The organism is Rhodothermales bacterium (genome assembly GCA_040221055.1).
In the GTDB taxonomy this organism is placed as follows: Bacteria; Bacteroidota; Rhodothermia; order Rhodothermales; family UBA10348; genus 1-14-0-65-60-17.
This window is the reverse complement of record JAVJVN010000022.1, coordinates 78,859-105,720: the sequence shown is the minus strand read 5'-3', so window position 1 is coordinate 105,720 and position 26,862 is coordinate 78,859. Positions and strand designations below refer to the sequence as shown.

20 protein-coding genes and 1 tRNA gene are annotated in these 26,862 nt (G+C 60.7%); 13 read left to right on the top strand and 8 right to left on the bottom strand.

What is annotated here, in order from left to right:
- Positions 1–214 precede the first annotated feature (214 nt).
- Positions 215–1,396, bottom strand: coding sequence for an aspartate aminotransferase family protein (locus RIE53_14135; GenBank protein ID MEQ9105823.1), 1,182 nt, complete (start codon positions 1,394–1,396; stop codon positions 215–217).
- Positions 1,397–1,593: 197 nt separating this feature from the next.
- Here RIE53_14135 and hisG point away from each other — a divergent pair, with 197 nt between their 5' ends.
- From hisG to RIE53_14100, 7 genes are all read left to right on the top strand, one after another.
- A complete protein-coding gene (hisG, locus tag RIE53_14130; GenBank protein MEQ9105822.1) occupies positions 1,594–2,481 on the top strand; it encodes an ATP phosphoribosyltransferase in 888 nt (295 codons plus the stop codon).
- A 1-nt stretch (position 2,482) separates the two neighbouring features.
- Positions 2,483–4,417, top strand: coding sequence for a histidinol dehydrogenase (hisD, locus tag RIE53_14125; protein MEQ9105821.1), 1,935 nt, complete (start codon positions 2,483–2,485; stop codon positions 4,415–4,417).
- Positions 4,417–5,034 carry an imidazole glycerol phosphate synthase subunit HisH gene (gene hisH, locus RIE53_14120; protein MEQ9105820.1) on the top strand — a complete coding sequence of 206 codons (618 nt, stop codon included), beginning with the start codon at positions 4,417–4,419 and terminating at the stop codon, positions 5,032–5,034. Before hisD ends, hisH begins: the two co-directional genes overlap by 1 nt.
- 36 nt (positions 5,035–5,070) lie before the next feature.
- On the top strand, positions 5,071–6,177 hold the full coding sequence (locus tag RIE53_14115; GenBank protein MEQ9105819.1) for a helix-turn-helix transcriptional regulator: 1,107 nt from the start codon (positions 5,071–5,073) through the stop codon (positions 6,175–6,177).
- Positions 6,178–6,409: 232 nt separating this feature from the next.
- A complete protein-coding gene (locus RIE53_14110) occupies positions 6,410–7,687 on the top strand; it encodes a T9SS type A sorting domain-containing protein (GenBank protein MEQ9105818.1) in 1,278 nt (425 codons plus the stop codon).
- Positions 7,688–7,746: 59 nt separating this feature from the next.
- Positions 7,747–7,833, top strand: a tRNA-Ser gene (locus RIE53_14105).
- 210 nt (positions 7,834–8,043) lie between these two features.
- Complete coding sequence (locus tag RIE53_14100) at positions 8,044–8,751, top strand: hypothetical protein (protein MEQ9105817.1); 708 nt, start codon at positions 8,044–8,046, stop codon at positions 8,749–8,751.
- Here RIE53_14100 and RIE53_14095 read toward each other — a convergent pair.
- Positions 8,712–9,269, bottom strand: coding sequence for a phosphoglycerate mutase family protein (locus tag RIE53_14095; GenBank protein ID MEQ9105816.1), 558 nt, complete (start codon positions 9,267–9,269; stop codon positions 8,712–8,714). The genes RIE53_14100 and RIE53_14095 overlap by 40 nt on opposite strands.
- A 171-nt stretch (positions 9,270–9,440) precedes the next feature.
- Here RIE53_14095 and RIE53_14090 point away from each other — a divergent pair, with 171 nt between their 5' ends.
- The 5 genes from RIE53_14090 (at position 9,441) to RIE53_14070 (ending at position 16,203) form a co-directional block, all read left to right on the top strand.
- Complete coding sequence (locus RIE53_14090) at positions 9,441–10,805, top strand: TolC family protein (protein ID MEQ9105815.1); 1,365 nt, start codon at positions 9,441–9,443, stop codon at positions 10,803–10,805.
- Between the two features lie 48 nt (positions 10,806–10,853).
- Positions 10,854–12,266, top strand: coding sequence for an efflux RND transporter periplasmic adaptor subunit (locus tag RIE53_14085; GenBank protein MEQ9105814.1), 1,413 nt, complete (start codon positions 10,854–10,856; stop codon positions 12,264–12,266).
- A gap of 11 nt (positions 12,267–12,277) precedes the next feature.
- Entirely contained in the window at positions 12,278–12,979 is a 702-nt protein-coding gene (locus RIE53_14080; GenBank protein ID MEQ9105813.1) for an ABC transporter ATP-binding protein, read from the top strand.
- Positions 12,980–13,070: 91 nt separating this feature from the next.
- The gene (locus RIE53_14075; GenBank protein ID MEQ9105812.1) at positions 13,071–14,576 is read left to right on the top strand and encodes a DUF1800 family protein; all 1,506 of its coding nucleotides are present in this window, start codon (positions 13,071–13,073) and stop codon (positions 14,574–14,576) included.
- Between the two features lies 1 nt (position 14,577).
- Positions 14,578–16,203 carry a DUF1501 domain-containing protein gene (locus RIE53_14070; GenBank protein ID MEQ9105811.1) on the top strand — a complete coding sequence of 542 codons (1,626 nt, stop codon included), beginning with the start codon at positions 14,578–14,580 and terminating at the stop codon, positions 16,201–16,203.
- Positions 16,204–16,218: 15 nt separating this feature from the next.
- On the opposite strand, the gene RIE53_14065 is transcribed toward RIE53_14070, so the two are convergent.
- A complete protein-coding gene (locus RIE53_14065; protein MEQ9105810.1) occupies positions 16,219–16,674 on the bottom strand; it encodes a hypothetical protein in 456 nt (151 codons plus the stop codon).
- Between the two features lie 35 nt (positions 16,675–16,709).
- On the opposite strand from RIE53_14065, the gene RIE53_14060 reads away from it, so the two are divergent.
- Positions 16,710–17,306 (top strand): MarC family protein, encoded by a 597-nt coding sequence (locus RIE53_14060; GenBank protein ID MEQ9105809.1) that lies wholly within the window; start codon positions 16,710–16,712, stop codon positions 17,304–17,306.
- Between the two features lie 31 nt (positions 17,307–17,337).
- On the opposite strand, the gene RIE53_14055 is transcribed toward RIE53_14060, so the two are convergent.
- The 5 genes from RIE53_14055 to uvrB form a co-directional block, all read right to left on the bottom strand.
- Positions 17,338–18,759, bottom strand: coding sequence for an amidohydrolase family protein (locus tag RIE53_14055; GenBank protein ID MEQ9105808.1), 1,422 nt, complete (start codon positions 18,757–18,759; stop codon positions 17,338–17,340).
- Between the two features lie 37 nt (positions 18,760–18,796).
- Complete coding sequence (locus tag RIE53_14050) at positions 18,797–20,980, bottom strand: multicopper oxidase domain-containing protein (protein ID MEQ9105807.1); 2,184 nt, start codon at positions 20,978–20,980, stop codon at positions 18,797–18,799.
- 192 nt (positions 20,981–21,172) lie between these two features.
- On the bottom strand, positions 21,173–23,437 hold the full coding sequence (locus tag RIE53_14045) for a T9SS type A sorting domain-containing protein (GenBank protein MEQ9105806.1): 2,265 nt from the start codon (positions 23,435–23,437) through the stop codon (positions 21,173–21,175).
- Positions 23,434–24,696, bottom strand: coding sequence for a T9SS type A sorting domain-containing protein (locus RIE53_14040; protein MEQ9105805.1), 1,263 nt, complete (start codon positions 24,694–24,696; stop codon positions 23,434–23,436). Before RIE53_14040 ends, RIE53_14045 begins: the two co-directional genes overlap by 4 nt.
- 83 nt (positions 24,697–24,779) lie before the next feature.
- Positions 24,780–26,822 carry an excinuclease ABC subunit UvrB gene (gene uvrB, locus RIE53_14035; protein MEQ9105804.1) on the bottom strand — a complete coding sequence of 681 codons (2,043 nt, stop codon included), beginning with the start codon at positions 26,820–26,822 and terminating at the stop codon, positions 24,780–24,782.
- Positions 26,823–26,862: the final 40 nt, after the last annotated feature.

Genomic DNA, 26,862 nt, shown 5'->3' with positions numbered 1-26,862 from the left:
GCGACGTTGATGGACACATTCTGCGTGGCCGTGTTGGACTGCGCGGAAGCGGTCGTGGCGGCGAAGGCGAAGGTCAGGGCGAAGGCGAGAGCGAAGAAGTTTTTCATGGCGTTGTTCGTGGTCTTGAAGAGGGTGTGTGTTCTTGGGTCGTGTTACTCGGGGGGGGGGGGGCTGCCCCCTGGGGGGGCCCCCCCGACGTGTTTTCAGGCCGGTCTCACGCACCGGATTCCACAACCGCCGCCCGGATGACCGCCAAGCCCTCATCCAGGACCTCCCACGGAATGGTGAGCGGGGGAGCCAACCGGACCAGCGCGTTGGAATGCAGGGTCCAGCCCAGCAGGACACCCTGCTCCAGGCAGCGCCCCACGACGCGTTCGGTGAAGGCCGCGTCGGGCAGCACCATCCCGAGCATGGCGCCCATCCCCCGGATTTCCACCACCGGGGGTACATCGAGCGCCGCGCGGACACGCGCCTCGATCCCGGCCGCCCGCTCGTGCAGCCGCTCCTCCAACAGCACCTTCAGTGCGGCATGGGCGGCGGCGCAGGACACCGGGTGGCCGCCGAATGTGGTGACATGGCTCAGCGGCGGATTGTCACGCAGTACCGACATGATGTCCGGACGGCTCACGAAAGCGCCGAGCGGCATGCCCCCGGCCATGGCCTTTGCCAGCGTCATGATGTCCGGCACGACGCCGAATTGTTCGCACGCGAAGAGCGTACCCGTGCGCCCGAACCCCGTCTGGATTTCGTCGAAGATCAGCAGCGCGCCGACCTCTGTGCAGCGCATCCGAAGGCGCTGGTGCCATGCAGTGGACGGGACATTGATACCCCCCTCCCCCTGGATGGGCTCGGTGATGACCGCGGCGACGGACGCATCAATCGCATCCAACGCGTCCAGGTCCCCGAACGGCAGGAACGTCACGTCCGGCAGCAACGGCAGGAACGGGTCCCGGTATACCGCGCGACCCGTGACGGACAACGAACCGTGCGTATCGCCATGGTAGGAATCGGTAAACGCAACGAGCCGCCGCCGGCCGGTGGCCTTCTTGGCCAGTTTCAGCGCGCCCTCATTGGCCTCCGTGCCCGACATCGTGAAATAGGCCACGGACAAATCGCCCGGCAGGACGCTCGCCAGCAAGCCGGCAAAATCCGCCTGCGCATCCTGGATGAACTCGCCATAGACCATGACGTGCAGGTGCCGGTCCACCTGCCGCTTGATGGCCTCCACCACGCGGGGATGCCGGTGGCCGAGCGATGAAACCGCAATACCACTGATGAAATCCAGGATCCGGCGACCGTCCTTGAGCCAGATGTACGGCCCCTCGGCCCGGTCCACGTGCAGGCCGAGCGGCGCGTGGGAAGTCCACGCCACATGTTGATGGAAATCGGTCGACATGGAAGCAAAAGTACAGTTGAAGAGTTCATGATGCGCGGATCCTTCCGGCCCCCTTGCGACGTTCATACGCCCATGCTGCACTTCCATCATCATAGCCGTCCGACCCCAAGCGACCTGTAGCGCCCACACGGTCCAGTGTGAAGGCATTCCGGTCGTTCGTACCGGGATGCCTTTTTTTATTTTCCAAAGCCAAGACCATGACCCCGAAACGCCCCGCTGCTGAGCGACCCTCCACCCTACGCCTGGCCATCCAGAAGTCCGGCCGCCTGTCCGATGCGTCCATGGATTTGCTGGCCGCCTGCGGCATTAAAGTCAGCCGTCCCGACCGCAAACTGCGCGCCGTCGCCGAGCATTTCGACATGGAACTGCTGTTCCTGCGCGACGACGACATTCCGGGATACGTGGCCGACGGCGTGGCCGACATCGGGATTGTGGGCGAGAACGTGTTGTTCGAGGGCACGCGGGACGTGGACGTGCTCGAAAACCTCGGCTTCGGCAAATGCCGGCTGTCCATTGCCATCCCGAAGGCCGAGCCCTACACCGGGCCGGCGGACCTGGCCGGACGGCATTTGGCCACCTCCTACCCGGGCCTGCTCGGCCGGTGGTTGGCAAAAGAGGGCGTCGACGCCTCCATCCACGAAATCAGCGGCAGCGTGGAAATCGCACCGGGAATCGGCCTGGCCGACGGGATCTGCGATCTGGTCTCCTCGGGAAGCACGCTCATCAGCAACGGCCTGAAGGAAGTCGAGGTCATCATGCAGTCGGAAGCCGTGCTGTTCGGGCACCGCAACCTGACCCCCGAGCAGCTCGCCCTGATTGCGCAGCTCCGCTTCCGGATAAAATCTGTCCAGACGGCGCGCAAGTTCCGCTACATCCTCATGAACGTGCCGAACGACCGGATTGCGGACGTCACGGCCATCCTCCCGGGCATGAAGTCCCCCACCGTCATGCCCCTCGCCGAGCCCGGATGGAGCAGCGTGCATTCGGTCATCACGGACCACCAGTTCTGGGACGTGATTGAACAACTCAAGGCGGCGGGCGCCGAAGGGATGCTCGTCACGCCGATCGAAAAAATGGTGCAGTGACATGGCTGAAGACAATACGTTTGATACGATGCCCCTGAACGTGGTCATCAATCCGGCACGCAACACGTGGCCCGAACTCGTCCGTCGTCCGGGCGGCGATCTGGCCGATGCACTCCAGGCGGTCCGGCCCATCCTGGACGACGTCCGCCGCCGGGGCGATGCCGCCGTGCGCGAGTACACGAACCGGTTTGACGGCGTGGACGTTGCGGACGTCCGCGTGGACCCCTTCCTGGCTGCCCGCGCGACCGCCGAGCTGAACGACGATCTGGTGGCCGCCATCGCGGTGGCCGAACGCAACATCCACGCCTTCCACGCCGCACAGGCCGAGGGCACCATCGAACTGGAAACCACCAAAGGCGTGCGCGTGTGGCGGCGCTCGGTACCCATTGAACGCGTGGGCATTTACGTGCCGGGCGGCACCGCACCGCTCTTCTCCACGGTCCTCATGCTGGCCATCCCGGCCCGGATTGCGGGCTGCGAAGAAATCGTCCTGTGCACCCCGCCCCGTGAGGATGGCACCATCCATCCCGCCATCCTGCACGCCGCCAACGTGGCGGGGGTCACCCACGTCTGCGCCGTCGGGGGTGCCCAGGCGATCGCGGCCCTCGCCTACGGCACCGATACCGTGCCGCGCGTGGACAAGATTTTCGGCCCGGGTAATCGGTACGTGACGGCGGCCAAGCAACTCGTTGCCGCCGAAGGCATTGCGACGGACCTGCCGGCGGGCCCCACGGAAGTGGCCATCCTGGTGGACGAAACGTCCAATCCGGTATTCGTGGCCGCCGACATGCTGGCCCAGGCCGAGCACGGCGCAGACAGTCACGTGTTCGTGGTATCGGTCGGCGACGCCATCGTGGCCGAACTCCAGACCGAAATCGAGCGGCAATTGGCCGACTTGCCCCGCGCCGACACGGCCCGTGCTGCGCTGAAGGGCAGCACGCTCGTGGTGGTGGACACCCTGGACGAGGCCCTCGCCCTTTCGGACGCCTACGCACCGGAGCATCTCATCGTCCTCACGCGGAGCCCCGAGTTCGTGGCAGCACGCATCCGCCACGCCGGCAGCGTATTCGTGGGTCCCTGGACGCCGGAATCACTCGGCGATTACGCATCGGGAACGAACCACACCCTGCCGACCGGCGGCGCCGCCCGCGCGTGGTCCGGCGTATCGCTCGATTCCTTCGTTCGCAAGATCACCTTCCAGCAGGCCAGCCAGGCGGGCCTCGGACGCCTCGGGCCACACGTCGTCACCATGGCGGAAGCCGAACATCTCTCCGGACACGGCCGCGCCGTGAGTGTGCGCACGGATGCCATCCAGTTGGATGCCGATCGCCGGAACGCCGGAGAATCCATCGAAACACCGAATCGCACGGGCTTCGTGCGCCGCACGACCGCCGAGACCGACATCCTGGTCCATGTGGATCTCGACGGCGCCGGTCGGGCACACACGGAGAGCGGACTCGCCTTCCTGGATCACATGCTGGACCAGATTGCCCGGCACAGCGGCATCGATTTGACCATCCGCTGCGACGGCGACCTGCACATCGACGAGCATCACACCATGGAGGATACGGCGATCGTGCTCGGCCAGGCCCTCCACCGAGCGCTCGGCGACAAGCGCGGCATTGGCCGCTACGGATTCACGGCCCCGATGGACGATGCGCTCGCGTCGGTCGCCCTGGACCTCTCAGGGCGTGCCTGGCTGGTCTGGAATGTGCCGTTCGAGCGCGAACGGATTGGCGACGTGCCGACCGAAATGTTCGAGCATTTCTTCAAGTCCCTGAGCGACGCGGCGGCCATGAACCTGAACATCCAGGCGTCGGGCGACAACGAGCACCACGTCATTGAATCGGTGTTCAAGGCGTTTGCCCGCGCCCTCGGGGATGCCGTCCGCCGCACGGGTTCGAACGCCCTGCCCAGCACGAAGGGGGCCCTCTGATGTCCATCGCCATTGTCCGATACAATGCCGGAAACGTCCGCAGCGTCGAGTTTGCCCTCCGCCGCCTCGGGGTGGAGCCGTTGCTGACGGACGACGCGGACGAGCTGCGCGCCGCGGACCGCGTCATCTTCCCGGGCGTCGGGGAAGCCCGCTCGTCCATGTCCTATCTCCGGGAACGGGGCCTGGATGAGGTCATCCGGTCGTTGACGCAGCCGGTTCTGGGCATCTGCCTCGGGCTCCAACTCCTGTGCGAGCATTCGGAAGAGAACGACACGACCTGCCTGGGGGTTTTTCCGCACCGGGTACGCAAGTTCAATAATCTTCCCGGCGCGCCGCGACCCGATGGCACCCACGCCGCACTGAAGGTCCCCCAGATCGGGTGGAATCGTGTCCGGCACGACGGAAAAGGTGTATTCACGGGTGAAGAGGCCGAACCGTACATGTATTTCGTACATTCCTATTATGCTGAAACCGGTCCCCTGACCGTGGCCGAAACCGAATACGGGATTCCGTTTTCGTCGGGCATGCGACGGGACAATTTCCACGCGGTCCAATTCCATCCGGAGAAGAGCGCCGACCCCGGCGCCGCGCTCCTCCGGGCGTTCCTGGACGCGTAGCGAACTCCGACACAGGCGCCCCGCCTGTCCACATCGATGAGTCTCTGGCTGTCGGCGGATGATATTCGGCGATACGAGCGGGCCACGCGGGCCATGCTCGCTCCTCTGGAGGCAGAGACGGCCGACACGTGGCGCAAACAGGTCAATGAAGCGGTACGCGACCTGGTGGGTGGGGATGAAAGCATCTCCTTGCTGCCGACCGGCAACCGACTCTTCCTGAGCGAGGAAGACCCGGACCTGGCGCAGGGCGTGGAGAACTTCATCACCGAGTACACGCCGAACGGGATTCTCGTGAGTGATCCGGTCGTGGACCTGTGGCAGCGGATGCGTCGCAAGTCGACCATGGAGTCGTTTTCCTGGGCTTCCAATGCAAAAATGATCGGTGGGGTCGGCTACCGGATGCATGATTCTCCCATGATCAGCGACGTGTTGGCTGCGCGGGGTATTCGCGATTTCGTTGGATTGTCACCCGACGTCGCGTTCGGTGATGTCCTGGTCTGGATCCTGTTCAAGCGCAAGGATCAGGCCCGGTTCGGCGAACACACGCAGATGCTGCTGCAGACCTTGCTGCCACAATTGAAAGCCGGGTTGGAGTCCCTCATACGATTCGATGCCCAGCGCGCGTCCCTGGATGAATTGTCCGATGCCGTCGTCGTATATGGTGCGGACCGGCGGGAAATCCACCGGAACGCGTCCTTTGTTCAGCTTTGCGGGTTGGATCCCGACCATGAATCCGTCATCGGCGCAGCGCGCAGCATTGCGAACTCCCTGCACCCCCTGGTTTTTCCGGGGCGACGGCCCGGGCATGTCCCCGGCATGCGGAAACTGACGACGGCGTCGGCCACCTATGAATTGAAAGGCACGCTGCTGCCTCCAGGTGCCTTCGGAGGCGATGCCTCGGTCATGATCCTGGTCTCAAGGGTCGGGGTCACCCTGCCGGACGCCGACACCCTTCGCGACAAATTCGGTCTCTCCCGTCGCGAAGCAGAAGTTGCGTTGTTGCTGGCAGAAGGATTGTCAAACGCTGGTATAGCCGAACGCCTGTTCATGAGTCCCCACACGGCCCGCCGGCACACCGCAAACATCTACGAAAAACTGGGTGTCAACACGCGGAAAGGACTGGCCCTCCTGTTCCTGAAGTGAACAACAAAAATGGCTATTAATGGCCATGCGTGGTGCGGGACAGTCGTGGTAAGATTCGGAGTGCGTTGATCGCATCCCGATTTCGGAATCAAACCATCCAACTTCAAAAATGAAAAACTACGGACTCACGGCAGCGGCTGTGATCCTTCTGGTCCTGCTCATCGCAGGCGCAGGATCAGCCGCAGCCAGGCAGGCAACCCCACCTGTCACTGCTTCTCCGCTCATGAAAGCCATGCAGACGACCGCCGTCTTCCGATCGGCCGAAAAAATCACCCTCTTCGAAGACAACCTGAACTGGATCAACGAGACCCGTACCCGGAACGAGTACCAAGCCGGCCAGCTGGCGGTTCGGTACGAAGACGTCTGGGTCGGGGACGTCATCGGAGAATGGCAGCCGTTCATGCGCTACGACTTCACCTACGGTTTGGACGGTTCGCTGGCCAGCGAGACCGTATTCGAATGGAATGCCACGGATTGGCGTCCCTTCGAGCGGACCCTCTATGAAGGCTCCGGCAGTGTGTTCACCCGGATCCTCGTGCAGGCACCGGATGGTGCCGGCGGATGGGTCGATGTCGAGCAGACTACCTACGTTGTCGAGAACGACCTGGTCGTGGCCGGGCAGACGGACCAGTGGCTCGGCCAATGGACACCACGGGAGCGATTCGCGTATGTGGAAGTCGACAACTCCGTGATCGAGACGACGGAGCGACCGAATGGAACCGCGTGGATGAACGCCGAACGCACCATCTATCCGGGCCTCTCGCTGTTCTACCTGCACCGGGAGTTCGAGCGCTTGCTGGACGAGTCCTCGGAACTGGAGGGCATGCTCTATGCCATCCGGCTTCCCGAATTGATCTCGCAGAACTGGGACGGCACGGATTGGGTCAACGAGCTCCGGATTGACAGGAATGCATCCTATCAGGTCAATACGTTCTACATCATTGATGAAACGACCATCACGGAAGAGTGGGACGGCTCCGCCTGGGTCCCGACAGGCCGTACGTTTACCGAATACGTAACGAGCCACGAACTCAACGGATTGCCGAGCCGGATGAGTCTTCAGATCTGGGACGGCACGGGCTGGGTTGAATTCGGGAGCGAGCAATACATCCTGCAAACCGATGCGCGAAAAATCGCCCAATCCACGCTTTCCATGGATCTTGGCAGCGGCATGAACGAGGTTTCGCGCGTTCGGATCGAGTGGTCAGACGCAGGCTCGGTCGACGTCGAGAACCCCGAAGCGCCGGTCACCTTTGTGCTTTCGCAGAACGTCCCCAACCCGTTCAACCCGTCCACCCGGATTGGCTACACACTCCAGGAGTCCCAGGAAATTCGCCTCACCGTCCATGACCTGCTCGGTCGGCAGGTTGATGTGCTTGACAGCGGATTCCGGTCCGCAGGAGACCACGCCATCACCTGGGATGCCTCCGCCATGCCGAGCGGCATGTACCTGTACCGACTGGAGACGGCAGGGCATGCCGTGACGCGGAGCATGGTGCTCATGAAGTAGATCCTTTGGCCCGCTGCCGGAACAGGATCCCGGCTCTGCCGTCCAATCGCCGCACAATCGGAGGGGTGGCAGAGCGGTTGAATGCACCGGTCTTGAAAACCGGCATACCTTTGCGGGTATCGAGGGTTCGAATCCCTCCCCCTCCGCACCCACGAAAGCCCGGCACGCGAAGCGTGCTGGGCTTTTTCGTTCGCACGAATCGAGCTTGCTCGAAAGAGTAGCGAACGAAAAAGCCCACAGCGGCGAACAACGTGAGCCGCACGGGCTTTCGTGGGTGCGGAGCCCCCCTGGGCTAACGCGGAGCGAAGCGACGCGTAACCCCTCCCCCCTCCATCCCGTACAGGCCCATCCTCCGCATGCAACCCCTGCCTCACATGCTCCAGCATGTACACCGCCCGCTCATCCTGCACGTCCTGCTGCTGTGCACGGCGGGCACCCTGTGCGCGCAGTCGGCGCCCCGACCAGCCGACTACCTCGCCCTTCAGGAAGGAAACGTGTGGGAATACACCGTCGATCATCAGGCAGACGGCAAGCGACTGTCCCCGACGGCGCTCCGGTTCTCGGTTTCCGACCGCCTGCCGGCACCGGACGGCTTCACCGACTATCGGGTCCATGTGGACATCTACGATGACGGAGTGGCCCTCCGCCGGACCACATGCCGGCTCCGCACCGACGGCAACGACCCCTTTTTCGTCGGTACCAACCCCCTGAACCGCGTGGATTGCGCGTTCCAGTCTCCATTCCTGGCCGCCGACGTTGAACAGGAAACCGGCACGACCTCGGTCGTCATTTCCGACTCCGTATTCCCGGCACCGTACATCGGCGTGTACGAAAACTACTGGTCCAACCAGAACGGGGAGAGCGGGAATGTCACCAGCCTTTTTGCGCCGGGCCTGGGTCTGTATCGCTACGAAAGCCGGCGGACGCCTGCCATCCTGGACCTGTCCGCCAAGCGAACCACGTGGACAGGCGAACTGGTATATGCCTTGATTGACGGCGTCAGCTACGGTTCATCCCGCCAGGATCAGCACCCCGGCGTCCGGGACGACGGCGCCCCGTACTGAAATTCAAGCAGTTCACCAGGTCCCTCCTGCGGCAACCGGACCACGTACATCCGGTCGTAATCATACTCATCCAGGTCACTGAACGAGGAACCCGTCAACCAGTTGACCACGTGCGGAATGGTATTGCTGTGTCCGGATACCAGAATGACCTGCGACGCATCGGCCCGGAGCATGTCCCGAAGCGCCTCCACGTTGCCGGCGCCGACCGGCGCATCCACAATCGACAGCCCGAGCGAGTCGGCCAACGGCCGCACCGTGTCCAGGGTCCGCTTGAACGGCGTCGAATAAATGCGGTCCACGCCCAGCCGCCCAACGACACGCGCCAGGTCGGCGGCCCTCGCCTGTCCGTCCGGGCTCAATTCAGGATCATCTCCCTGCATTTCACACTTTTCGGCGTGGCGGACGAGCACAATCGTCCGCGCATCGGCGCCATTCGTCGCCGAGCCCTCCGGCCCATCGGGCGAAGCCGGAAAACACCCCACCATCAAAAACAGCAACAAATACAGAAGTACACGCATCTTGATATCAATGTTTGACGAACAAGCCCGGGAAGACACCCAATGTAGCATCCGCCACGCAACCCGACCCCTGTGCCCCCGTAAGGATCGAGCGGAATGTACAGACCCCCGGGCGCGTCCAATCTGCGACAATTCCATCCGATGACAGGTTCAACCTCCATGTCCACCATCATGACCCGACGTTCCGTCACCCGTTTCCCGTCCGCCTTCCTGATTGCACTGGCAATCCTGCTCCCCTCCTCGGCCCAGGCGCAACAAGCCCGGACCATCAGTTTCGATGAGGCCGTGGCCATTGCCCTGGAGAACAACGTCAGCATCCTGCGCGCCCAGAACAACCTGGATGTACAGGCACTGACCGTGACGTCGGAAAAGGCCGACTTCCTGCCGAACCTGAATTTGAGCACATCCGGCAGCCGGAACTACGGTCTGTTCATTGACAACACCACCTTCCAGCAGCGGAACACCATCACCGACGGAATGAGCTTCAACGCCAGTTCCGGTATCAACCTGTTCAACGGGTTCGCCGACGTCGCCGGTGTGCGCTCCGCCGAGGCCCAGTTGGAAGGCCAGGAATTCGCGTTCGAGCGCACGAAGCAGACGGTGGTCTTCAACGTCATCCAGTCGTATCTGAACGTCATTGTCGCCCGCGAGAACATCCGGGTCCGGGAGGAGGACGTGGCCGCGCAGCAGCGCTCGCTGGACCAGATCCAGGAGTTCGTGAACGTTGGCACGCGGCCGATCTCGGACCTGTACCAGCAGCAGGCCACCCTCGCGAACAGCGAAGCCCAGCTGCTGACGGCCGAGAGCAACTATCAGCTGGCCCAGACGCGGCTCATCCAGGTCATGCAACTGGATCCGCTCGGCGAATATGCGTTTGAAACGCCGTCGGTCGACGAAATTGACACCGTCGTGCGCCCATTGAACGCTGAAACCATGCTGCGGACGGCCTTCGAACTCCGTCCCGACCTGCGTTCGCAGGAAATGAACATCGAATCGGCCGCCCAGGGCATCCGGATTGCCCGCGCAGGTTACCTGCCCAGCCTGAACCTGAGTGGAAGCATTGGCACGAGCTGGTCATCCGCCCGTCGGGAATTGTTCACCTTCAGCGAACAGTTCGAGAACAACCGGAGCGAACGGATTGGTCTGTCGCTGAATATTCCCATCTTCAACCGCTTCAATACCAGGACAAACATTGAGCGCAGCAAGGTCCAGTTCGCGAATGCCCAGCTGGATCTTGAGAATGCCCAGCAGAACGTGGCCCTCGAAGTCCGTCAGGCCTATCAGGACTACCTGACCGCCGCCAAACGCCTGGATGTCACCGAAAAGCAGATGACGTCCGCGGGACAGGCCCTCCGCGTGGTCCAGGAGCGCTACAACCTGTCCGATGCCACGTTGGTTGAACTCACCCAGGCCCAGTCGGCCTACACGAACGCCGCCAGCCAGCGCGTGCAGGCGGTGTTCCAGTTCCACTTCCAGGAACGCCTCCTGAATTACTACCAAGGCAACCTCGATCCGAGCCAGTCCCTCTTCGACTGAGTCTGGCGTCCGGACCGGTCCCAAGCCAAGCACCCGACACACCCCCCAATGGCCAAGCAGAAAAACGCAACCCGCAAGCTCCTCATTACGGTCGGCATCATTGCCGTCGTCCTGGTGGGCGTCATCGTCATCGGAAAATCGACCGGACTGTTCGGATCGAAGGAGGTGACCATCAAGGTTGAAACGGCTGAGGCCGAAATCCGTCGGGTCACGCAGACGGTGACCGCATCGGGCAAGGCCCAGCCGGAAATCGAGGTCATCATCAGCCCGGACGTGAGCGGTGAGATCATTGCACTTCCCGTCAAGGAAGGCGACCAGGTTTCCCGTGGCCAGCTGCTGGCCCGCATCAAACCTGATTTCTACCAGGCCCAGGTGGAGCAGTCCGAAGCGTCCGTGCTGCAGGCGAAGGCATCGGAATCGGCCCGTCGTGCCGACCTGCTGACGGCTGAAAGCGCCCTGAATCGCCAGCGGGAGCTCCACAAGACCGGTGCCATCTCCGATGCCGACCTGGAAGCAGCGGTCAATCGGTATGAAACGGCCAAAGCCAACCATGAAGCGGCCCAGTTCAATGTCCAGATTACCGAGGCCCGGCTTCGGGAAATGAAGGAGAACCTGTCCAAGACATCCATCCATGCCCCCATGGACGGGACGATTTCCACGCTCCTGGTCGAGTTCGGCGAGCGCGTCGTGGGAACGACCCAGATGACGGGCACGGAAATGATGCGCGTGGCGCGACTCGACCAGATGGAACTGGATGTGGACGTGAACGAGAACGACGTCGTGAACGTGGCCCTCGGTGACACCGCTTCCATTGAAATCGATGCGTATCCGAACCGCTCGTTCAAGGGCGTGGTTACGGAAATCGCCAACTCCGCCCGTACGATGGGTGCAGGTACGCAGGAGCAGATCACCAACTTCCCGGTCAAGATCCGCATCCTGGCCGCCCACAACACGGCGTTTGACCAGTCCGCCCGGGACGGCGCGATTGCCGACGACGAAACGAACGTGAACGCCGAAACGCCGAATTTCCGGCCGGGGATGAGCGGCACGGTCGACATCTTCACGCACACCGTGGATGGTGCGATTGCCGTACCCATCCAGGCGGTGACGGTACGTGACTTCGCGGCCATTGCGCGCGAGAAGGCACGGGGAGCTTCGGCCGACAGCACGGCGAACGCCGAGAATGACGCGTCGGGCGACCAGATGCCTGGGCGTGCCGGGATGCAGGAAGAAGACATCCGCCGCGTGGTGTTCGTCATGGACGGGACGCGTGCCCGGATGGTCGAGGTCGAAACCGGCATTGCCGACGATACCCACATCGTGATCATTTCGGGTCTTTCCAGCGGTGACAAAGTCATTACCGGTCCCTACAGCGCCGTTTCGCGGACGCTGGGTCCGGATGACCTCGTGGAGGAGTCCTCACCGAACACACGCCGTGGCCCGAACATGGCGGCCAATTGAGCGGGCCTGATATGCGTTCCATCATTTCGCTGACCGACGTCCACAAGGTGTACAAGATGGGCAGCCAGATCGTGCGCGCCCTGGACGGCGCCACGCTGGAAATCCAGCCGAACGAGTACGTGGCCATCATGGGACCGTCGGGCTCCGGCAAGTCGACCATGATGAACATCATCGGATGCCTGGACACCCCGACCAGCGGTTCCTACGTGCTGAACGGAACGAGTGTCGGCGACCTGGATGACGATGAGCTCGCCGCCGTGCGAAACCGGGAAATCGGATTCGTCTTCCAGACGTTCAACCTGCTTCCTCGCGTGAATTGCCTCCAGAACGTGGAATTGCCGCTCATCTATTCCGGCATTGGCCGGTCCGAACGGCGGGACATGGCGCGGGCCGCACTCGAAAGTGTGGGCCTGGGCGACCGCATGGACCACAAGCCCAACGAGCTGTCGGGCGGGCAGCGTCAACGCGTGGCCGTGGCCCGCGCACTGGTGAACAACCCGGCCATCCTGCTGGCGGACGAGCCGACCGGCAACCTCGACTCCAAGACCGGCGTCGAAATCATGAACCTGTTCGAGGAGCTCCACCAGCGCGGCAACACCCTGCTGGTGGTGACCCATGAGGAGGACATCGCCCAGCACGCACGCAGGATTGTCCGCCTGCGCGACGGCGTGGTCGAGTCGGATGAACCGGTCTTGAAGCCGACGCTGGCCTGAGTCTGCAGACCCGGGGTGAAACCGCCTGCCCCGGGGACCTTTCCGGGAAGTGGCACTTATATGACCGTCCTTGCAAGCACAAGCACGGTCCATGCTGACACCACTCGAATCCCCGCTGACACGGACCCAAGCGGCTCATCTGCTGCGACGCGCCTGTTTTTCCTCGGATGAAGCCCGTATCCGGGCCATGACGGGACGAACGGCGGCGGACGTTGTTGACGAATGGCTGGCCGAGCCGGTCATGACGGCCCTGATCCCCAATCCATATTGGCTTCAGCGCCAGTATCCGCCTGTCGGCGCGCCGGACGACGACGTCCGGGCGTTCCTGCGCGACAATGAGTACTACGCCGAGGAAATCCGGCAGAAGTGGGTACGTGATCTGCTCTCGGGCACGCTCCGGTCGCGCATGACCGTGCTGTGGCACAACCATTTCGTGACGGACATCCGCAAGTACCGGTACGGCGCACTTGCGCATCAATACCTCTTGCTCCTGACCCTGTCCAGTCTGGGCAACTTCAAGGCCCTCGTCCGCAGCATGGCCAAGGACGGCTCCATGTTGTACTACCTGGACGGCCGCTTCAACCGGTCCGGAGCTCCGAACGAGAACTACGCGCGGGAACTGCTCGAATTGTTCACCATGGGTCCGTTGGGTGCCGACGGGTCCCCGAACTATACCCAGGCGGATATCGTGGACGCCGCCCGGGCCTTTACCGGCTGGGTCATGGATGTACGAACAACCTGGACATCCCGGAAGCAAACCAACCGGTTCGATGCCGGGCAGAAGACGTTCCTGGGACAGACGGGCAATTTCGACCAGGACAACATTGCCGATCTGATATTCGAACATCGGCCCGAGGCCGTAGCCTGGTTCCTGGCCCAAACCTTCATCCGGGAGTTCATTTACGACGAACCGGAGACGGACACCGCCCAGTCCCTGGCCGCCGAGTGGCTTGCCGCGGACTTCCAGATCAAACCTGTGCTGCGCGCCCTGTTGACGTCCACGGCCTTCTTCGACGAGCGGTTCGTCGGGGCCAGGATCAAGAGCCCTCTGGAATTCCTGACGATGGGGATTTCCTGGAGGGCCGGAACGGTGGCGGATGAAAAACTGGAATCCCTGGTCTCGGCAGTGGACAGCCTGGGACAGACCCTGCTCTCCCCGCCCAACGTCGCGGGTTGGCCGGGGCATCATCAGTGGCTGTCCACCGAATCCCTGCCGTCGCGATGGAACGCCGACGCGCGCCTCGCCGATATGGATACGGTCGACATGAACTGGGCCGACCTCATTCCGGCCTACCTGGAGCCCGGCTCCACGCATCCGGCCGTCTCCTTCGCCCTGAACCTGGCGGAGTCGATGTTTGCCGTGCCGCTCGAGCACGTATCCATCCCGGAAATCGACACCCCCTTTGCCGGCGACCTCGTGAACAGCCCGCTGCCCGACGACCTGTTGAACGGTCCGGCCTGGCGAATGAATCTGGTGAAACTCTTCCTGGGACCGACCCCGTGGTATGAATGGTCGCCGGAGGGACCGTTCGCCTGGGCGTTCGTCCGGAATTATTTCGTCGCCCTCTCGCAGTTTCCAGAATACCAGTTGAGCTGATATGTGCAATCATTCCGGAAGTCGACTGGAAGATGGGGCCCTGCACGGCATGGCCCATGCGGCGTGGTCGCGTCGCCAGTTCGTGAAAGGACTCGCCCTCGCAGGTGCCGGAGTGGCCGTGGGCGTCGGCGGCACCTCTGTGTATGCTTCGGCCCCGAACGCCCTTCTCCGGGCGTTGGCCGGCAACGAAAGCGACCGGATCCTGGTGCTCATCCAGCTGTCCGGCGGCAATGACGGCCTGAACACGGTCATTCCTTTCTCGAACGACCTCTACCACCAGGCACGGCCACAGCTCCGTATAACGGAGTCACAGGTGGTACCTGTTACGGCCGATCTGGGCCTGCATCCGTCGCTGGCGCCGTTCGAGGCGCTACTGGGTGACGGAAAGATGAACATCATCCAGAATGTGGGATACGCGTCGCCCGAGCTGTCGCATTTCATGTCCACCGATGTCTGGCTGTCAGGCAAGGATGCGAACGCGCTGGAAAACACGGGCTGGTCCGGGCGTTTCCTGGAAGGCGTCTATCCGGATTACCACGAGGTGGGTGCGGATGGCCCGGTCGGACTCCAGATAGGGGGATCCACGCCCCTCCTGTTCCAGGGTACGCATTCCAACCTGGGCGTCACCTTCCCGAATCTGAGTCTGCTCGATAGGCTGACCTCCACCGGGACGTTGTATGATGAAGACGACGTGCCCGACACGCCGTTCGGGGCGGAGGCCTCTTTCGTGCGCCGGGTCTCCAACGATTCATTCGTATACGCGGCATCCATCAAGGATGCACACGTCGAGGGCAGCAACATGGTGTCCTACCCGGGTTCCGGGCTGGGTCGCGACCTGGCCACCGTGGCGCGACTCATCCGCGGCAACCTGGGATCGAAGATTTACCACGTCACGATGGGCGGATTCGATACCCACGCGAATCAGTTGGGCACCCATTCCACGCTGCTGCGGTGGCTCGGCGATGCGGTCAACGCCTTTGTCGCGGACCTGGGGTCGGACGGTCTGCTGGACCGCGTGTGTGGCGTGACCTTCTCGGAATTCGGTCGCCGGATTGCCCAGAACGGCTCCAGCGGCACCGACCATGGCACGTCGGCCCCCATGTTCGTTTTCGGTGGCCACATGACCGGGGAAATCCTGGGCTCTGCGCCCGACCTCGGCACGGTGGACGATACGGGCAACATGGTGGCGGAGACGGACTTCAGGTCGGTGTACGGAGGCGTCTTGCGTGACTGGCTTGGCATGCAGCAGGGTGAGGTGGATGCGTTGTTCGATGGGGCATACCCGGCCATGAGCATGTTCGACAGCAGTGTGGCCACGAATGTCGCAGGCCATGGGACCGGCGGACGGGATGCGTTGCCGGGGTCGTTCCGGGTGACGTCGGTGTATCCGAACCCCATGCAATCCCATGCCCGCGTAGCGCTGGAGTTGGATGCGGCCGGACCCGTCCGGATTTCGCTGGTGGACATGCTCGGCCGGACTGTGGCGGCACTCGCCGGCCCGATGGTACTCCAGACCGGCTCCCACCGGATTCCGGTGCAACGGCCGGGGAACGTGGCGCAGGGTGCCTATATCCTGCGCGTGGAATATGCCGGGCGCTCGACGGCGGTGCCCATTACGGTCCGTTGATCGAGGCCTATCGCCCTACAATTCGCAGGAGTACCGCGCTATCCGGCGTGTGAACCGGACCTCGCCCTCGGCGCGCCGGACCACGACCGCCTGGAATGGCATGGCCTCGGCCGCCAATGTGACGCAATCGGACTGCGGCGTGTTCAGGACGTAGGAAACCTGGATTTCACCATCCAGATCCTCGACCGACTCGACTTCCACGATGTATCCGCCCGATTCGGTCGGGACGGCCACAAGTGCCACCATGTACTGGGTGAAATCCACCTCCCGGAAGGGCTCCATGGGACGCACGGCCTGCTGCAGCGTCTCCCATTCGGCCGCAGACCGGGCTATCGCCTCCACGGTATCCCGCACGGTACCGGAATGCCCCATGCCCAGGCGCTCGAAAACCAGCACTTCCGCGGTCTCCACGGTATCTTCGGCGGGCGGGGCACACCCCGCAAGGAACAGACCGGCCACCAGAAGGGTCAAGACCTGTTTGGCCTCACCCTGAATCCGTTGTTGCTTTGACGCCCTATATCGAATCATTCCTGCCTCTGTTCGTGGCCATGAACCTGCCGGGAGTCCTCCCCCTGTTCATTGGCATGACGGACGGGCTCTCGGAGTCGGCCCGCCACAAACTCATACTTCAAGCCCTTTCCACGGCTTTTGTTGTCGCGACGGTCATTCTTTTTGCAGGCGATGTGATTTTCCGCACCCTTGGCATTACCGTCAATGACCTGCGGGTCGGTGGAGGCATCATCCTGTTGGTGCTCAGCATCACGGACCTCATCTTCGGTGACATGCGCCGCCGTGCGCCCGACGCCGAGGACGAAGAAATCCAGGACTCGACCCAGGGCATCGTGCCCATCGGCATCCCGCTGACCATCGGCCCGGCCGCCATCACGACCATCCTGGTCAGCCAGTCGTCATTCGGCTACATGCCGACGCTGGCCTCCCTCCTGGCCAACCTGACTCTCGTCGCATTCGGTTACTGGTTCGGTCCGGCTCTGCTGAAAAAGCTTGGAAACGGCGCTGCAAAGGCCGTGGCCAAGGTGGCCAGCCTGTTCCTGGCTGCCATCGCCGTAGCCATGATCCGCGCCGGAATCCTGGGGATGCTCTAGAAAAATCCGGACCAAGCCAGGCCCGCGCGACCTACCGAATCCCCACCTGACCCTCCACGGCCTCGATCATGAGGGCCGAGTCGAAGGCCACCCCGTCGCGGAATACCCATTCGACGTTCCGGATGGACGCCGGGTCGGTCGTCAAGTCGCCGTCAATGAGCACGAGGTCGGCCGTCTTGCCCACTTCCACTGAGCCGGTCTCGTCGGCAATGCCCAGGATCCGCGCGCCATTCAGCGTCATGATCTGTACCACTTCGGGCGTGGTGAATCCGGCCTCATGCAGGAGTTCGAAATTGCGCTGGTCGCCGTAGCCGGGCAGGGCACCACCGTATCCCGTCGGATCCACGCCCGAAGCCAACAGTCCACCGGCCTCCACGAACGCCTTTTCGTAGGCCAGGCTCTTGGCGAACAGCTCCCGCCACAACGCCGAATTCTGATCGGCGATGTTGGCGCGGGTCTGCAGGTATTCCTGCTGCGTCTCCGTGGACATGGCGTTCAGCACGCGCTGCTCAAGCGGCGGACGATTCGGCACGTACATCTCGTAGACGGCCAGCGTGGAGGTCATGCCGACACCCGCCTCGTTCATTTCACGGAAGGTCGCCTGGATGTCGTCGCTGTCCAGGTCCATGGCCACCAGGCTCTCCCGGAAGTCATTCGGGCAGGAGTCCGGCGCCCGATCCGCGTCGTAATCCGTGTTCGTGAAGAAGCCATGCTCCAGGTTGTCGATGCCCAGCGCCACGGCCTCGCGGAAAGACACCGAACACAGGTGGCCCGTCACTTTCACGCCATGCTTGTGGGCTTCATCGATGGCTGCTGCGAGTTCCTCCCGGGAAATCAGCGTGTAGGCCTTGAACCAGTCCACGCCTTCCTCCGCCCAGTAGCGGACCACGCGGCGCGCATCCTCGGCGTTGCCGACGCGCGTCATGTACGTATAGCCCTCGCCGCCGGTCAGATACGGACCCGTCACGAACATCCGCGGCCCCACCTGACGCCCCCGCTCGATGGAATGCTTCAGTTCGAGTTCGGAGTACGGCGCATAACTGCCCGTCGTCCGGATGGTGGTGACACCCGATGCCAGATACAGCAACGGCGCCGTGAAATCCAGCTGGATGCGCCGCTGCGACGTGGTATAGAACGTGTGGTTGTGCATGCCGATCATGCCCGGCATGAGCGTCTTGCCGGAGCCGTCAACCCGCTCGGCGCCTGCCGGCACGTCGACATTCGACCCGATGGCGGCAATCTTGCCGTCCCGGATGACCACGGTCACCCCGGATTGCGCTTGCGCACCGGTCCCATCCAGGACCGTCACGTTTTCAATGGCCATGAGCGGCGCATCGGATGCCACATACTGTTGGACGGCCTGCGGTCGCTGGGCCACCGCCGAGCTGGCCAGGAGCATCGACAGGAGGAATGCCAGGAGCGGAATGCGAAGGGTGACCGGAGAGCGCATCATCAAAATCATCGTCGTTGGGTTCGGGTGGGCATCGACCCTATTCTACAATAAATCCCGCCATCATGCCCGTCTCCAGATGTTCGGCGATGTGGCAGTGCATCATCCATCGCCCGGGGTTGGTGAATTCCACCGCGATGTCGGCCGTCATGCCCGCCGGAATGAGGACCGTATCCTTCCAGACCCTGTGCTCCACCGCGCGGCCGTTGTAGGACAGGACGAGGAAGCGCTGGCCGTGCAGATGGATGGGATGCTGCATGGCGTGAGGGGTATCCCGCAGGTTGTGGATGCGGATGCGATGCACGGTGCCCCGTTCGAAACGCCACTGGATGGCCATGTTCTCGCGGCCGGTCGACGCTTCGCGCATGACCCATTCCACTTCACCGGCCGATGCGCTCCAATTCATCATGGGCATGGTGCCCGACCATTCCACCGGGTGGAAATAGGACTGATCGGCCTTGAGCAGCCAGTCCACGAGCGGCGGCAGATTGCGCGTCCGGATGAACAGCTCGATTTCGTGGGAGGGCTCGGCCGGGACCATTGCGGCGACGGAATCCATAGCGGCGCTGTCGACGCTGGCGCGGTCGCGAGCGGTGCGCTGTGCGGTCATGGCCGGTGTCAGGCCGGACTGATCCCGTTTGGCGGCCGCGGCACCCTCCACTACGAGCCACCCCAGCGTGTCGACTTCGGGAAAGAAGCGGCCCTCCGTATGATCAATGGACTGGATGCGATTCGTGATGGCATATCGGCCGGGGGCCGCCGCCTCCAGGTCCGCGGTATACCGCTCAGCGGGCGCAATGGCCATGCTTTCCTCCCAGACTGGCGCTGCATACAGTCCCAAGTCGGAGCCGACGACAGCCAGAGCGTGGCCCTCCACGCTTACATTCCACGTGCGAGTATTCGAGACATTGGTGACCAGCAGCCGAACGCGCTCATCGGTGCGGGCCGTGAGGGTGATTTCCGGCTCGCCGTTTATGAGCGGCACGGTGCCGAACCGCCCCATGAAGGCGTAGTTCGTCGACTCTGTGCCAAAGGGCACGACCGTGTTGTCTGTGCCGCCATCTGCCAGCGCAAGATCATCGAGCACGATGACTTCCGTGCGCATGGGCTCGGCGTCGGATTCCGGCACGTTCACCAGCATGTTGCCGTACAGGCCAAGTTCCTGCTGGATGTCCTCCCGATGATGCGGATGGTACCAGAACAGCCCCGCATCCGGAAAGTGAACCGTGTATTCGAAGGATCCACCGGGTGGAACGGCCTCCTGGGTCAGGCCGGGTACGCCGTCGAACCGGTAGTCGTGCCGCAGGCCGTGCCAGTGGATGGACGACGGAAACGGGGTGTCATTCTTAAATGTAACCTGCAAGGTTACATTTTGATCGACCCACAACAGAGGCCCCGGTATTTGCCGATTGTAGCCCAGGAAGGCCATTTCCCGGCCGTTCAGGGTTTTCCGGACGACTTCCGCATGCAGGGTCAGCTCGTCGCCATCCTTCAGGTGGTAGACCTCCCTGGGTAGTGCACGTGGCAGGTCTTCCATTCGGTCGACGCCCGCCCATTCCAGAAGTTTATCATCCGGCTTCCATGGCGAGACCGTTGGTTTCAGGGTGTGCATGGCCGCCGGCATGCGCACACCCGCATGCATGGGCGGGACGGGCCAGACGCCGACGACGACCGAGCCAACTGGCTGTCCATGCCCGTGCTCCTGGTGACCGTTTCCAGCAATTTGGTGTTCCCCTTCACCAGCCTCTTCACTCCCATCTTCCCCTTCTTCCGACCGTATTGGATCCGCGAAAGCCGAAAGCTGGAACAGATCGTGCGGCTCCATCCGACTGGACGGGGAGCGCCCGCGCATGACGATAGGTCCCGTCCGGCCGGCGTCCGCTGCCGCATCCTCCGGCTCCAGGGTGACGAGCAGCATGAACCGGTTGAGCGCGATTTCGCCCGCATCTACTTCGCCGTTCACGATCGTGGCCTGCCGCACCACGGGGTCGAGCACCAGCGGCATCGACCAGAGTACATAGGCATGCCCCGCGGGAGGACTTGGTAACCCTTCCGTATGAACGATCAGCCGGTAGCGCTGATGGCCATCCCTCGAGACGGCAACACCGAATGCGCTCGGCGGTCGAGCAAGCTCGACCGCCGAGCGCACCCCTTCAAAGGCCACGGTCGGCACGAGCTCAATGCAGTACAGGGAGAGGGGTTTGCAGTCATTGTCTGTGGCCATACTGACTTGAACCTGTGTGACACCACTCACACAGCACAGTGCGAGGAGAAGAATCCATCGTCGCACAAGTACTTGGGGCACGTGTCTGCTCAATTCCGATTGACGTTGATACCAGTCATTTTCATTGAAACAGACAGGTCATTGTCATCTGAGCGGGTCGTAGTCGTCCTCGAATAACTGGAAGACGTCATTCTATATCTTTACAAATGTTGTTCGATAATTGCCAACACTCGTTTGAACGTCGACGACATACGTACCAGAAGATAAGTTCGATACATCGAGTGTCTGAGTAGAACCGACTGAGTTGCTTTCACTTGAAATAGACAGCACCCTGCGCCCTAGGGAATCCCAAATGTTGAGAAGGAGACTCGACGACAAATCGGGGCTCAAGGAAATCGTCAATATCGATCCAACAGGATTTGGATATACACGGACGAGACCATCTACATCTGTGGCACCGAGGGCTATTGTACTATCAATTTCGGCAATAGGCTGTTGAATCAAACCCTGCTTGGATGGAACTGTATAGGTGCGCGGAGTTCCGTGTTCGTAGATATTCCGATTCCGAAGGTGCCCACTGAGTAGAGGACCATCAATACCCGAGATAAGATCAGCCTGATCCCGAATCACGTCAGCAAAGTCCTTAAGATCGGCATCATTGTCAAGATTGCTCAAAGTTAAGTGCGTTAAATAAAACAAATCCATCACATACGGCGAGGCATCTAAGTAATAGTCCCACACAGCACCAGCCAATACGGTCCCAAGCGCGTGTTCAGTATTATCAGTGTAAATAATAGAGGCACATGAATATACGCCATTCTTGAATTGTTGATAACTACACGTATTGAATTCAAGATCTTGGTTACTGATCGATTTTGTAGAATCATATGCCCAGGTGGAATAATCCGTATCAAGAGTTCTCAGGTAGGTCTCGTCCGGTCCGTCGCACAGAATCTCATCTTCAGCCAGGTGCTTGGGAGGACACCAAACAGCGCCTTCCATTATATGAGGACTTTGGATATAAAGCGCTGATAGAAGGTCAGCGAGCCCTTCATCTATCGCGCCCGCTTCGTTCGTTCCAAAAGTTGGTTCATAACCCAGGGCTTCCCGAGAAACAACGTGGTTGTATTCATGAAATATTACCGACCGGTCTTTGCCACCGCTTTCATATACCGGCGATAAGTTACTAGACTTAACTCCTAATCTAATGTACCACTGATCCGCAACGCTGGTATATTCTTTGACTTTCCCAACGTTGTCCTGTTCGCGGAGAGATTCAACTTCCACATGTGGTGTTGTCCCCAGATAGTATAGCAAATCGTGCCAGCCCATATAATTAGCCATATGATAATATGCATTGGAGTCGTCTAAATGACTGCAATCCACATTCACATGAAAACTCACGCCATTACAAGTAGTCCCCGTGATTTCGTTGAGCTCAAATTTATACTCATTCCCTCCTCCTAATTCGGCAGTAGTGGTTCCGGCACCAGTCGAATGATTTAAGGGATTGAATGCCGCGTTGTAAATCTTTAGTCCATAATAACCTGATTCTAAATATTGGCCGGTGCCATCAAGCGCACCAAGTTGTTTTATTACATAAGTGCCGTCGCTCGGATTCGTACTATAAGCATGTCCGGCCTTACTTGCACGATTACTGGGTATGTCATCCAGTTCGATCCGGAACGGTCGAATTGTCGCCTGCTCCCGATCTGACATGTGCATCTCCGTTGCTATATCGCCATCTAAAAACGGACTTGCTGGGCCATTATCGAATGTACTTCCAGAGCTTCCGTCATGTTCGAGCACCTTTCGTGATGCGACACTATAGAAAATGTCGCCTTCATGGGACTTTAATCTGTAAATCCAGACTGGATCCGCAGGATCGGCGATTGAAACGAATAACTCGACGGCAAGAGTCTCGGTAGATGCAAATGTTATGGGTATGACTTCGTTGATTGCAGATACGACGCTCGCCACATCCGTGGATGGTACTGTCATGTCACGTTCGATCGTAGCATATGTACCTCCAAACCCTAGAATACACCCTTCTTTATCTAGGTTCACACGGTATGTTGCTTCAAGAATCTTATATCCCTTATACATCTGCTGAAACTTGACAATACGGTAGTCACCAAGAGTTACGGTGCGCTCAACTTCGAAATCGGAATGGAAATTCGTCCCAAATACGTCTGCGTTGCGTCGAATAAAGGCATCGGCTCTTGTTTTACTGTCGACACCAGAATCGCCTTCACATATCCGAACGCGTGCTACATATGAGGGAGCGCTGGACCGCGACTCCCAGCGAACTCGTGCCTCCGTTCCGGGTGCTTCCGCGGAGGACGATTGCAGGAGCCTTTGCAGGGAGGGACGCAGTTCCTGCGCAGATGCGCCCATAGGATTAATAAATACAACTCCAAAGAGCATGAACAGCGTAAGTAGCGTGGCGAATTTCATTCAATAACGAGGATAGTGGATGTTTGGCGGTGATAGAAATCGCCCGTTGACAAGATGATCAGATACACTCCTGGGCTGAGTCTGCTTGTCACATTTGTACCTATCTGAATGGAGTCTCCCATATATCGTGTCGTCCAGACTTCCCGTCCCAAGACGTCAAACACGTTGACGGTATTGCTCACGTGATGGGTTCCGTTTGGGGGCAGTTGTACGAAGATGGGAGACCCTGAATTGGCCGGGTTGGGATATACGTCCACGCCCTGGCTCCTGTCTCTCGGTTCATGAACGGTGTTTACGGGAATCGATGTGTTGTACCAAAGCCCGGTGTTGGAGGCGTATGCACGTACGTCTGAGCCTTCTAGAACAAGGGAGAGGATCGATTCGTCTGTTGTCACAGGGGTACTCCACCCCACCGCTTCATCATACTTCCAGATTTCCCCTACTAGTGTGCTGAAATAGACGCTTCCAGATGGCCCCTCCCGAATTGCGGAAGGTTCGGCTGGACGATCGTACGCGATGTACGAACCACCCCGGTCACGTTTGGTCAAATCAAATACTTGAAAACCGGTATCGTGGCCGAGGTAAAGAATACCCTTACCAAGCTCGTGGGCGAGCGACTTTTCAACTCCATCCACAATGCTCCAGTCCCCTTCACCAGTTCGGAATGCCACATGGGCACAACAGCTATCTGGTCCGTAAGTGCTCTGGACGTAGACCAGGAGAGAGTCGGCGTCCAGAAAGTCAGATCCGGATCGAACGACGCCTGACGGTGGGAGCGAATATTCAACGTCGAATGATTCTGACGCAAGGTTGTAAATAGAAATATCTCCTCCGGAACGAATAAAGGTGCCCAGGGATGTTGATATGATTTGATCGTGCGCTGACCACAAGGATATTGGAAACGGATCTATTGAATACTGATCGACCGATTGTCCCACGTTCAGCACTTGCACGGACAAATCGTCCATCTCCAGGAAGAATCCTTCAAAAGACTCCGAGAACCCTATGACTCTGACTGACGGATCGATGATCTGATAGGAGCGCACAGTTCCAGAGGCGTCAATCAGAGAAATCTGGGAAGCACCCACGTACGTGTAAATGGTGATGCCATTTACCTCCCTAAGAAGAACATTTCCCGTGTTGCGCTCATGCTCAACCAGTAATTCGAACTGAGCATTGCAAGGGCGGACAAAACCTGAAATCGTTAAGCAGAGTAACGCTATTGCAGATAAGTATAAAAAGAATCGATATTGGGTCACTATAGTTCGATTTCTGATTCAAGTACCTGGAATCATTATAGTTGTGAAAATGACGTTGCGCAAGGGCAATTGTCGATGCACCCTCATTCCAACTGCTCGATCGTATCGCGGAGTTCGGCGGCGCGTTCGAATTCGAGGTTGGAGGCCGCCTCCATCATCTCTTTCTTGAGCTGCTTCTTCAGGTCGCGCTTCTGATCGTCGGTCAGGTACTGGAGCACCGGATCGGCCACTTTCTTGAGCTGGTCGGGGCCGTCGTAATACCGCGACTGGGGCCCACCCTCGATGTTCTTTTCTTCGGCGATGACCGTGCCTTCCATGATCTGCTCGCGGGACTTCAGCACGGTCCGCGGGGTAATGCCGTGCTCCTCGTTGTAGGCGAGCTGGATTTCGCGGCGACGCGTGGTTTCGTCCATCATCCGTTGCATGGAGCCGGTGACGGTGTCGGCGTACAGCAGGATCTTGCTGTTCACGTTCCGGGCGGCGCGGCCGGCCGTCTGGATGAGCGAGCGGTCCGAGCGCAGGAAGCCCTCCTTGTCGGCATCCATGATGGCCACGAGCGATACTTCCGGCAAATCCAGCCCTTCGCGCAACAGGTTCACGCCAATGAGCACATCAAACTCCCCGAGCCGCAAACCGCGCAGGATTTCGACCCGCTCGAGCGCATCGATGTCCGAATGCAGGTAGCGCACGCGCAGCCCGTATCCATCGAAATAATCGGACAGATCCTCTGCCATCCGCTTGGTGAGCGTGGTCACGAGCACGCGTTCCTTCCGCTCCAGGACCTGGCGGATTTCCTCAAGCAAATCGTCAATCTGGTTCGTCGTGGGGCGGATATGCACCGTGGGATCGGCAATGCCGGTCGGCCGGATGATCTGCTCCACGAACACGCCGCCACACTGCTCCAACTCGTAGTCTCCGGGCGTGGCCGATACGAAGACCACGTTGTTCATCTTGTCCTCGAACTCCTCGAACGTCATGGGCCGGTTGTCGAGCGCCGAAGGCAGCCGGAATCCGTGCTCCACCAGGTTCAGTTTCCGCGCGCGGTCGCCGTTGTACATGGCCCGGATCTGCGGGATGGTGGCGTGGCTCTCGTCGATCACCATGAGGAAGTCATCCGGGAAGTAATCCAGCAGACAGTAGGGACGCTCGCCGGGAGCCCTGCTCGTGAGATGCCGCGAGTAATTCTCCACGCCGCTGCAATAGCCGACTTCCTTGAGCATCTCGATGTCGAACATGGTGCGCTGCTCCAGCCGTGCGGCTTCCAGCACGCCCCCGTTTTCGCGCAGCACGGCCAATCGCCAGCGCAGTTCTTCTTCGATGGACACCACGGCTTTCTCCACCTGCTCCTTGGGCGTCACGAAGATCTTGGCCGGGTAGATGGTCAGGTACGTGTCCTGCGTCCGCTCCTGGCCGGTAAGCGGATCGAACACGCTCAATTTCTCGATGTCATCGCCCCAGAACTCAATCCGGAAGGCCTCTTCTTCGGCGTAGGCGGGGAAGATTTCGACGACATCCCCCCGCACCCGGAACGTACCGGGCTTGAAGTCCACGTCGTTGCGCGTGTAGTGGATGGAGATGAGTTCGTGGAGCAGCGCCTTGCGCACCACGGTTTGCCCCACCTTCAGCTGCACGACCTGTTCGCGGTAGGTGTCCGGCGAGCCGAGTCCGTAGATGCACGATACGCTCGCTACGACGATCACATCGCTGCGCCCGGAAATCAGCGAACTGGTGGCTTTCAGCCGCAACCGATCGATGCGTTCGTTGATGGACATGTCCTTCTCGATGTACGTATCGGAGTGGACGATGTAGGCCTCCGGCTGGTAGTAGTCGTAGTAGGAAATGAAGAACTCGACGGCGTTGTCGGGGAAGAAGTGCTTGAACTCGGCGTAGAGCTGGGCCGCGAGCGTCTTGTTGTGGCTCATGACGAGCGTGGGCTTCCCGACGGAGGCGGCCACGTGCGACATGGTGAAGGTCTTGCCGGTGCCGGTGGCGCCGAGCAGCGTCTGGAACTGGTCGCCCCGGTCAATGCCTTGCAGCAGCTCGGCGATGGCGCGCGGCTGATCGCCCGTCGGCTCGAACTCGGATTGGATGCGGAACGGAACGTCGGGGCGGATGAGGTCGGACATGGACGGGATACGTAGATTCGGGTGCGTCGTTAACCCAGCA

What these genes read in the sequence shown, in the direction of transcription:
- RIE53_14055 (MEQ9105808.1), bottom strand. Translation starts at nt 18,759, where the DNA reads ATGATGCGCTCTCCGGTCACCCTTCGCATTCCGCTCCTGGCATTCCTC.
- RIE53_14070 (MEQ9105811.1), top strand. Translation starts at nt 14,578, where the DNA reads ATGTGCAATCATTCCGGAAGTCGACTGGAAGATGGGGCCCTGCACGGC.
- RIE53_14045 (MEQ9105806.1), bottom strand. Translation starts at nt 23,437, where the DNA reads ATGAAATTCGCCACGCTACTTACGCTGTTCATGCTCTTTGGAGTTGTA.
- RIE53_14080 (MEQ9105813.1), top strand. Translation starts at nt 12,278, where the DNA reads ATGCGTTCCATCATTTCGCTGACCGACGTCCACAAGGTGTACAAGATG.
- RIE53_14115 (MEQ9105819.1), top strand. Translation starts at nt 5,071, where the DNA reads ATGAGTCTCTGGCTGTCGGCGGATGATATTCGGCGATACGAGCGGGCC.
- hisG (MEQ9105822.1), top strand. Translation starts at nt 1,594, where the DNA reads ATGACCCCGAAACGCCCCGCTGCTGAGCGACCCTCCACCCTACGCCTG.
- hisD (MEQ9105821.1), top strand. Translation starts at nt 2,483, where the DNA reads ATGGCTGAAGACAATACGTTTGATACGATGCCCCTGAACGTGGTCATC.
- RIE53_14110 (MEQ9105818.1), top strand. Translation starts at nt 6,410, where the DNA reads ATGCAGACGACCGCCGTCTTCCGATCGGCCGAAAAAATCACCCTCTTC.
- RIE53_14090 (MEQ9105815.1), top strand. Translation starts at nt 9,441, where the DNA reads ATGACCCGACGTTCCGTCACCCGTTTCCCGTCCGCCTTCCTGATTGCA.
- RIE53_14135 (MEQ9105823.1), bottom strand. Translation starts at nt 1,396, where the DNA reads ATGTCGACCGATTTCCATCAACATGTGGCGTGGACTTCCCACGCGCCG.
- RIE53_14100 (MEQ9105817.1), top strand. Translation starts at nt 8,044, where the DNA reads ATGCAACCCCTGCCTCACATGCTCCAGCATGTACACCGCCCGCTCATC.
- RIE53_14075 (MEQ9105812.1), top strand. Translation starts at nt 13,071, where the DNA reads ATGCTGACACCACTCGAATCCCCGCTGACACGGACCCAAGCGGCTCAT.
- hisH (MEQ9105820.1), top strand. Translation starts at nt 4,417, where the DNA reads ATGTCCATCGCCATTGTCCGATACAATGCCGGAAACGTCCGCAGCGTC.
- RIE53_14050 (MEQ9105807.1), bottom strand. Translation starts at nt 20,980, where the DNA reads ATGGCCACAGACAATGACTGCAAACCCCTCTCCCTGTACTGCATTGAG.
- uvrB (MEQ9105804.1), bottom strand. Translation starts at nt 26,822, where the DNA reads ATGTCCGACCTCATCCGCCCCGACGTTCCGTTCCGCATCCAATCCGAG.
- RIE53_14085 (MEQ9105814.1), top strand. Translation starts at nt 10,854, where the DNA reads ATGGCCAAGCAGAAAAACGCAACCCGCAAGCTCCTCATTACGGTCGGC.
- RIE53_14095 (MEQ9105816.1), bottom strand. Translation starts at nt 9,269, where the DNA reads ATGCGTGTACTTCTGTATTTGTTGCTGTTTTTGATGGTGGGGTGTTTT.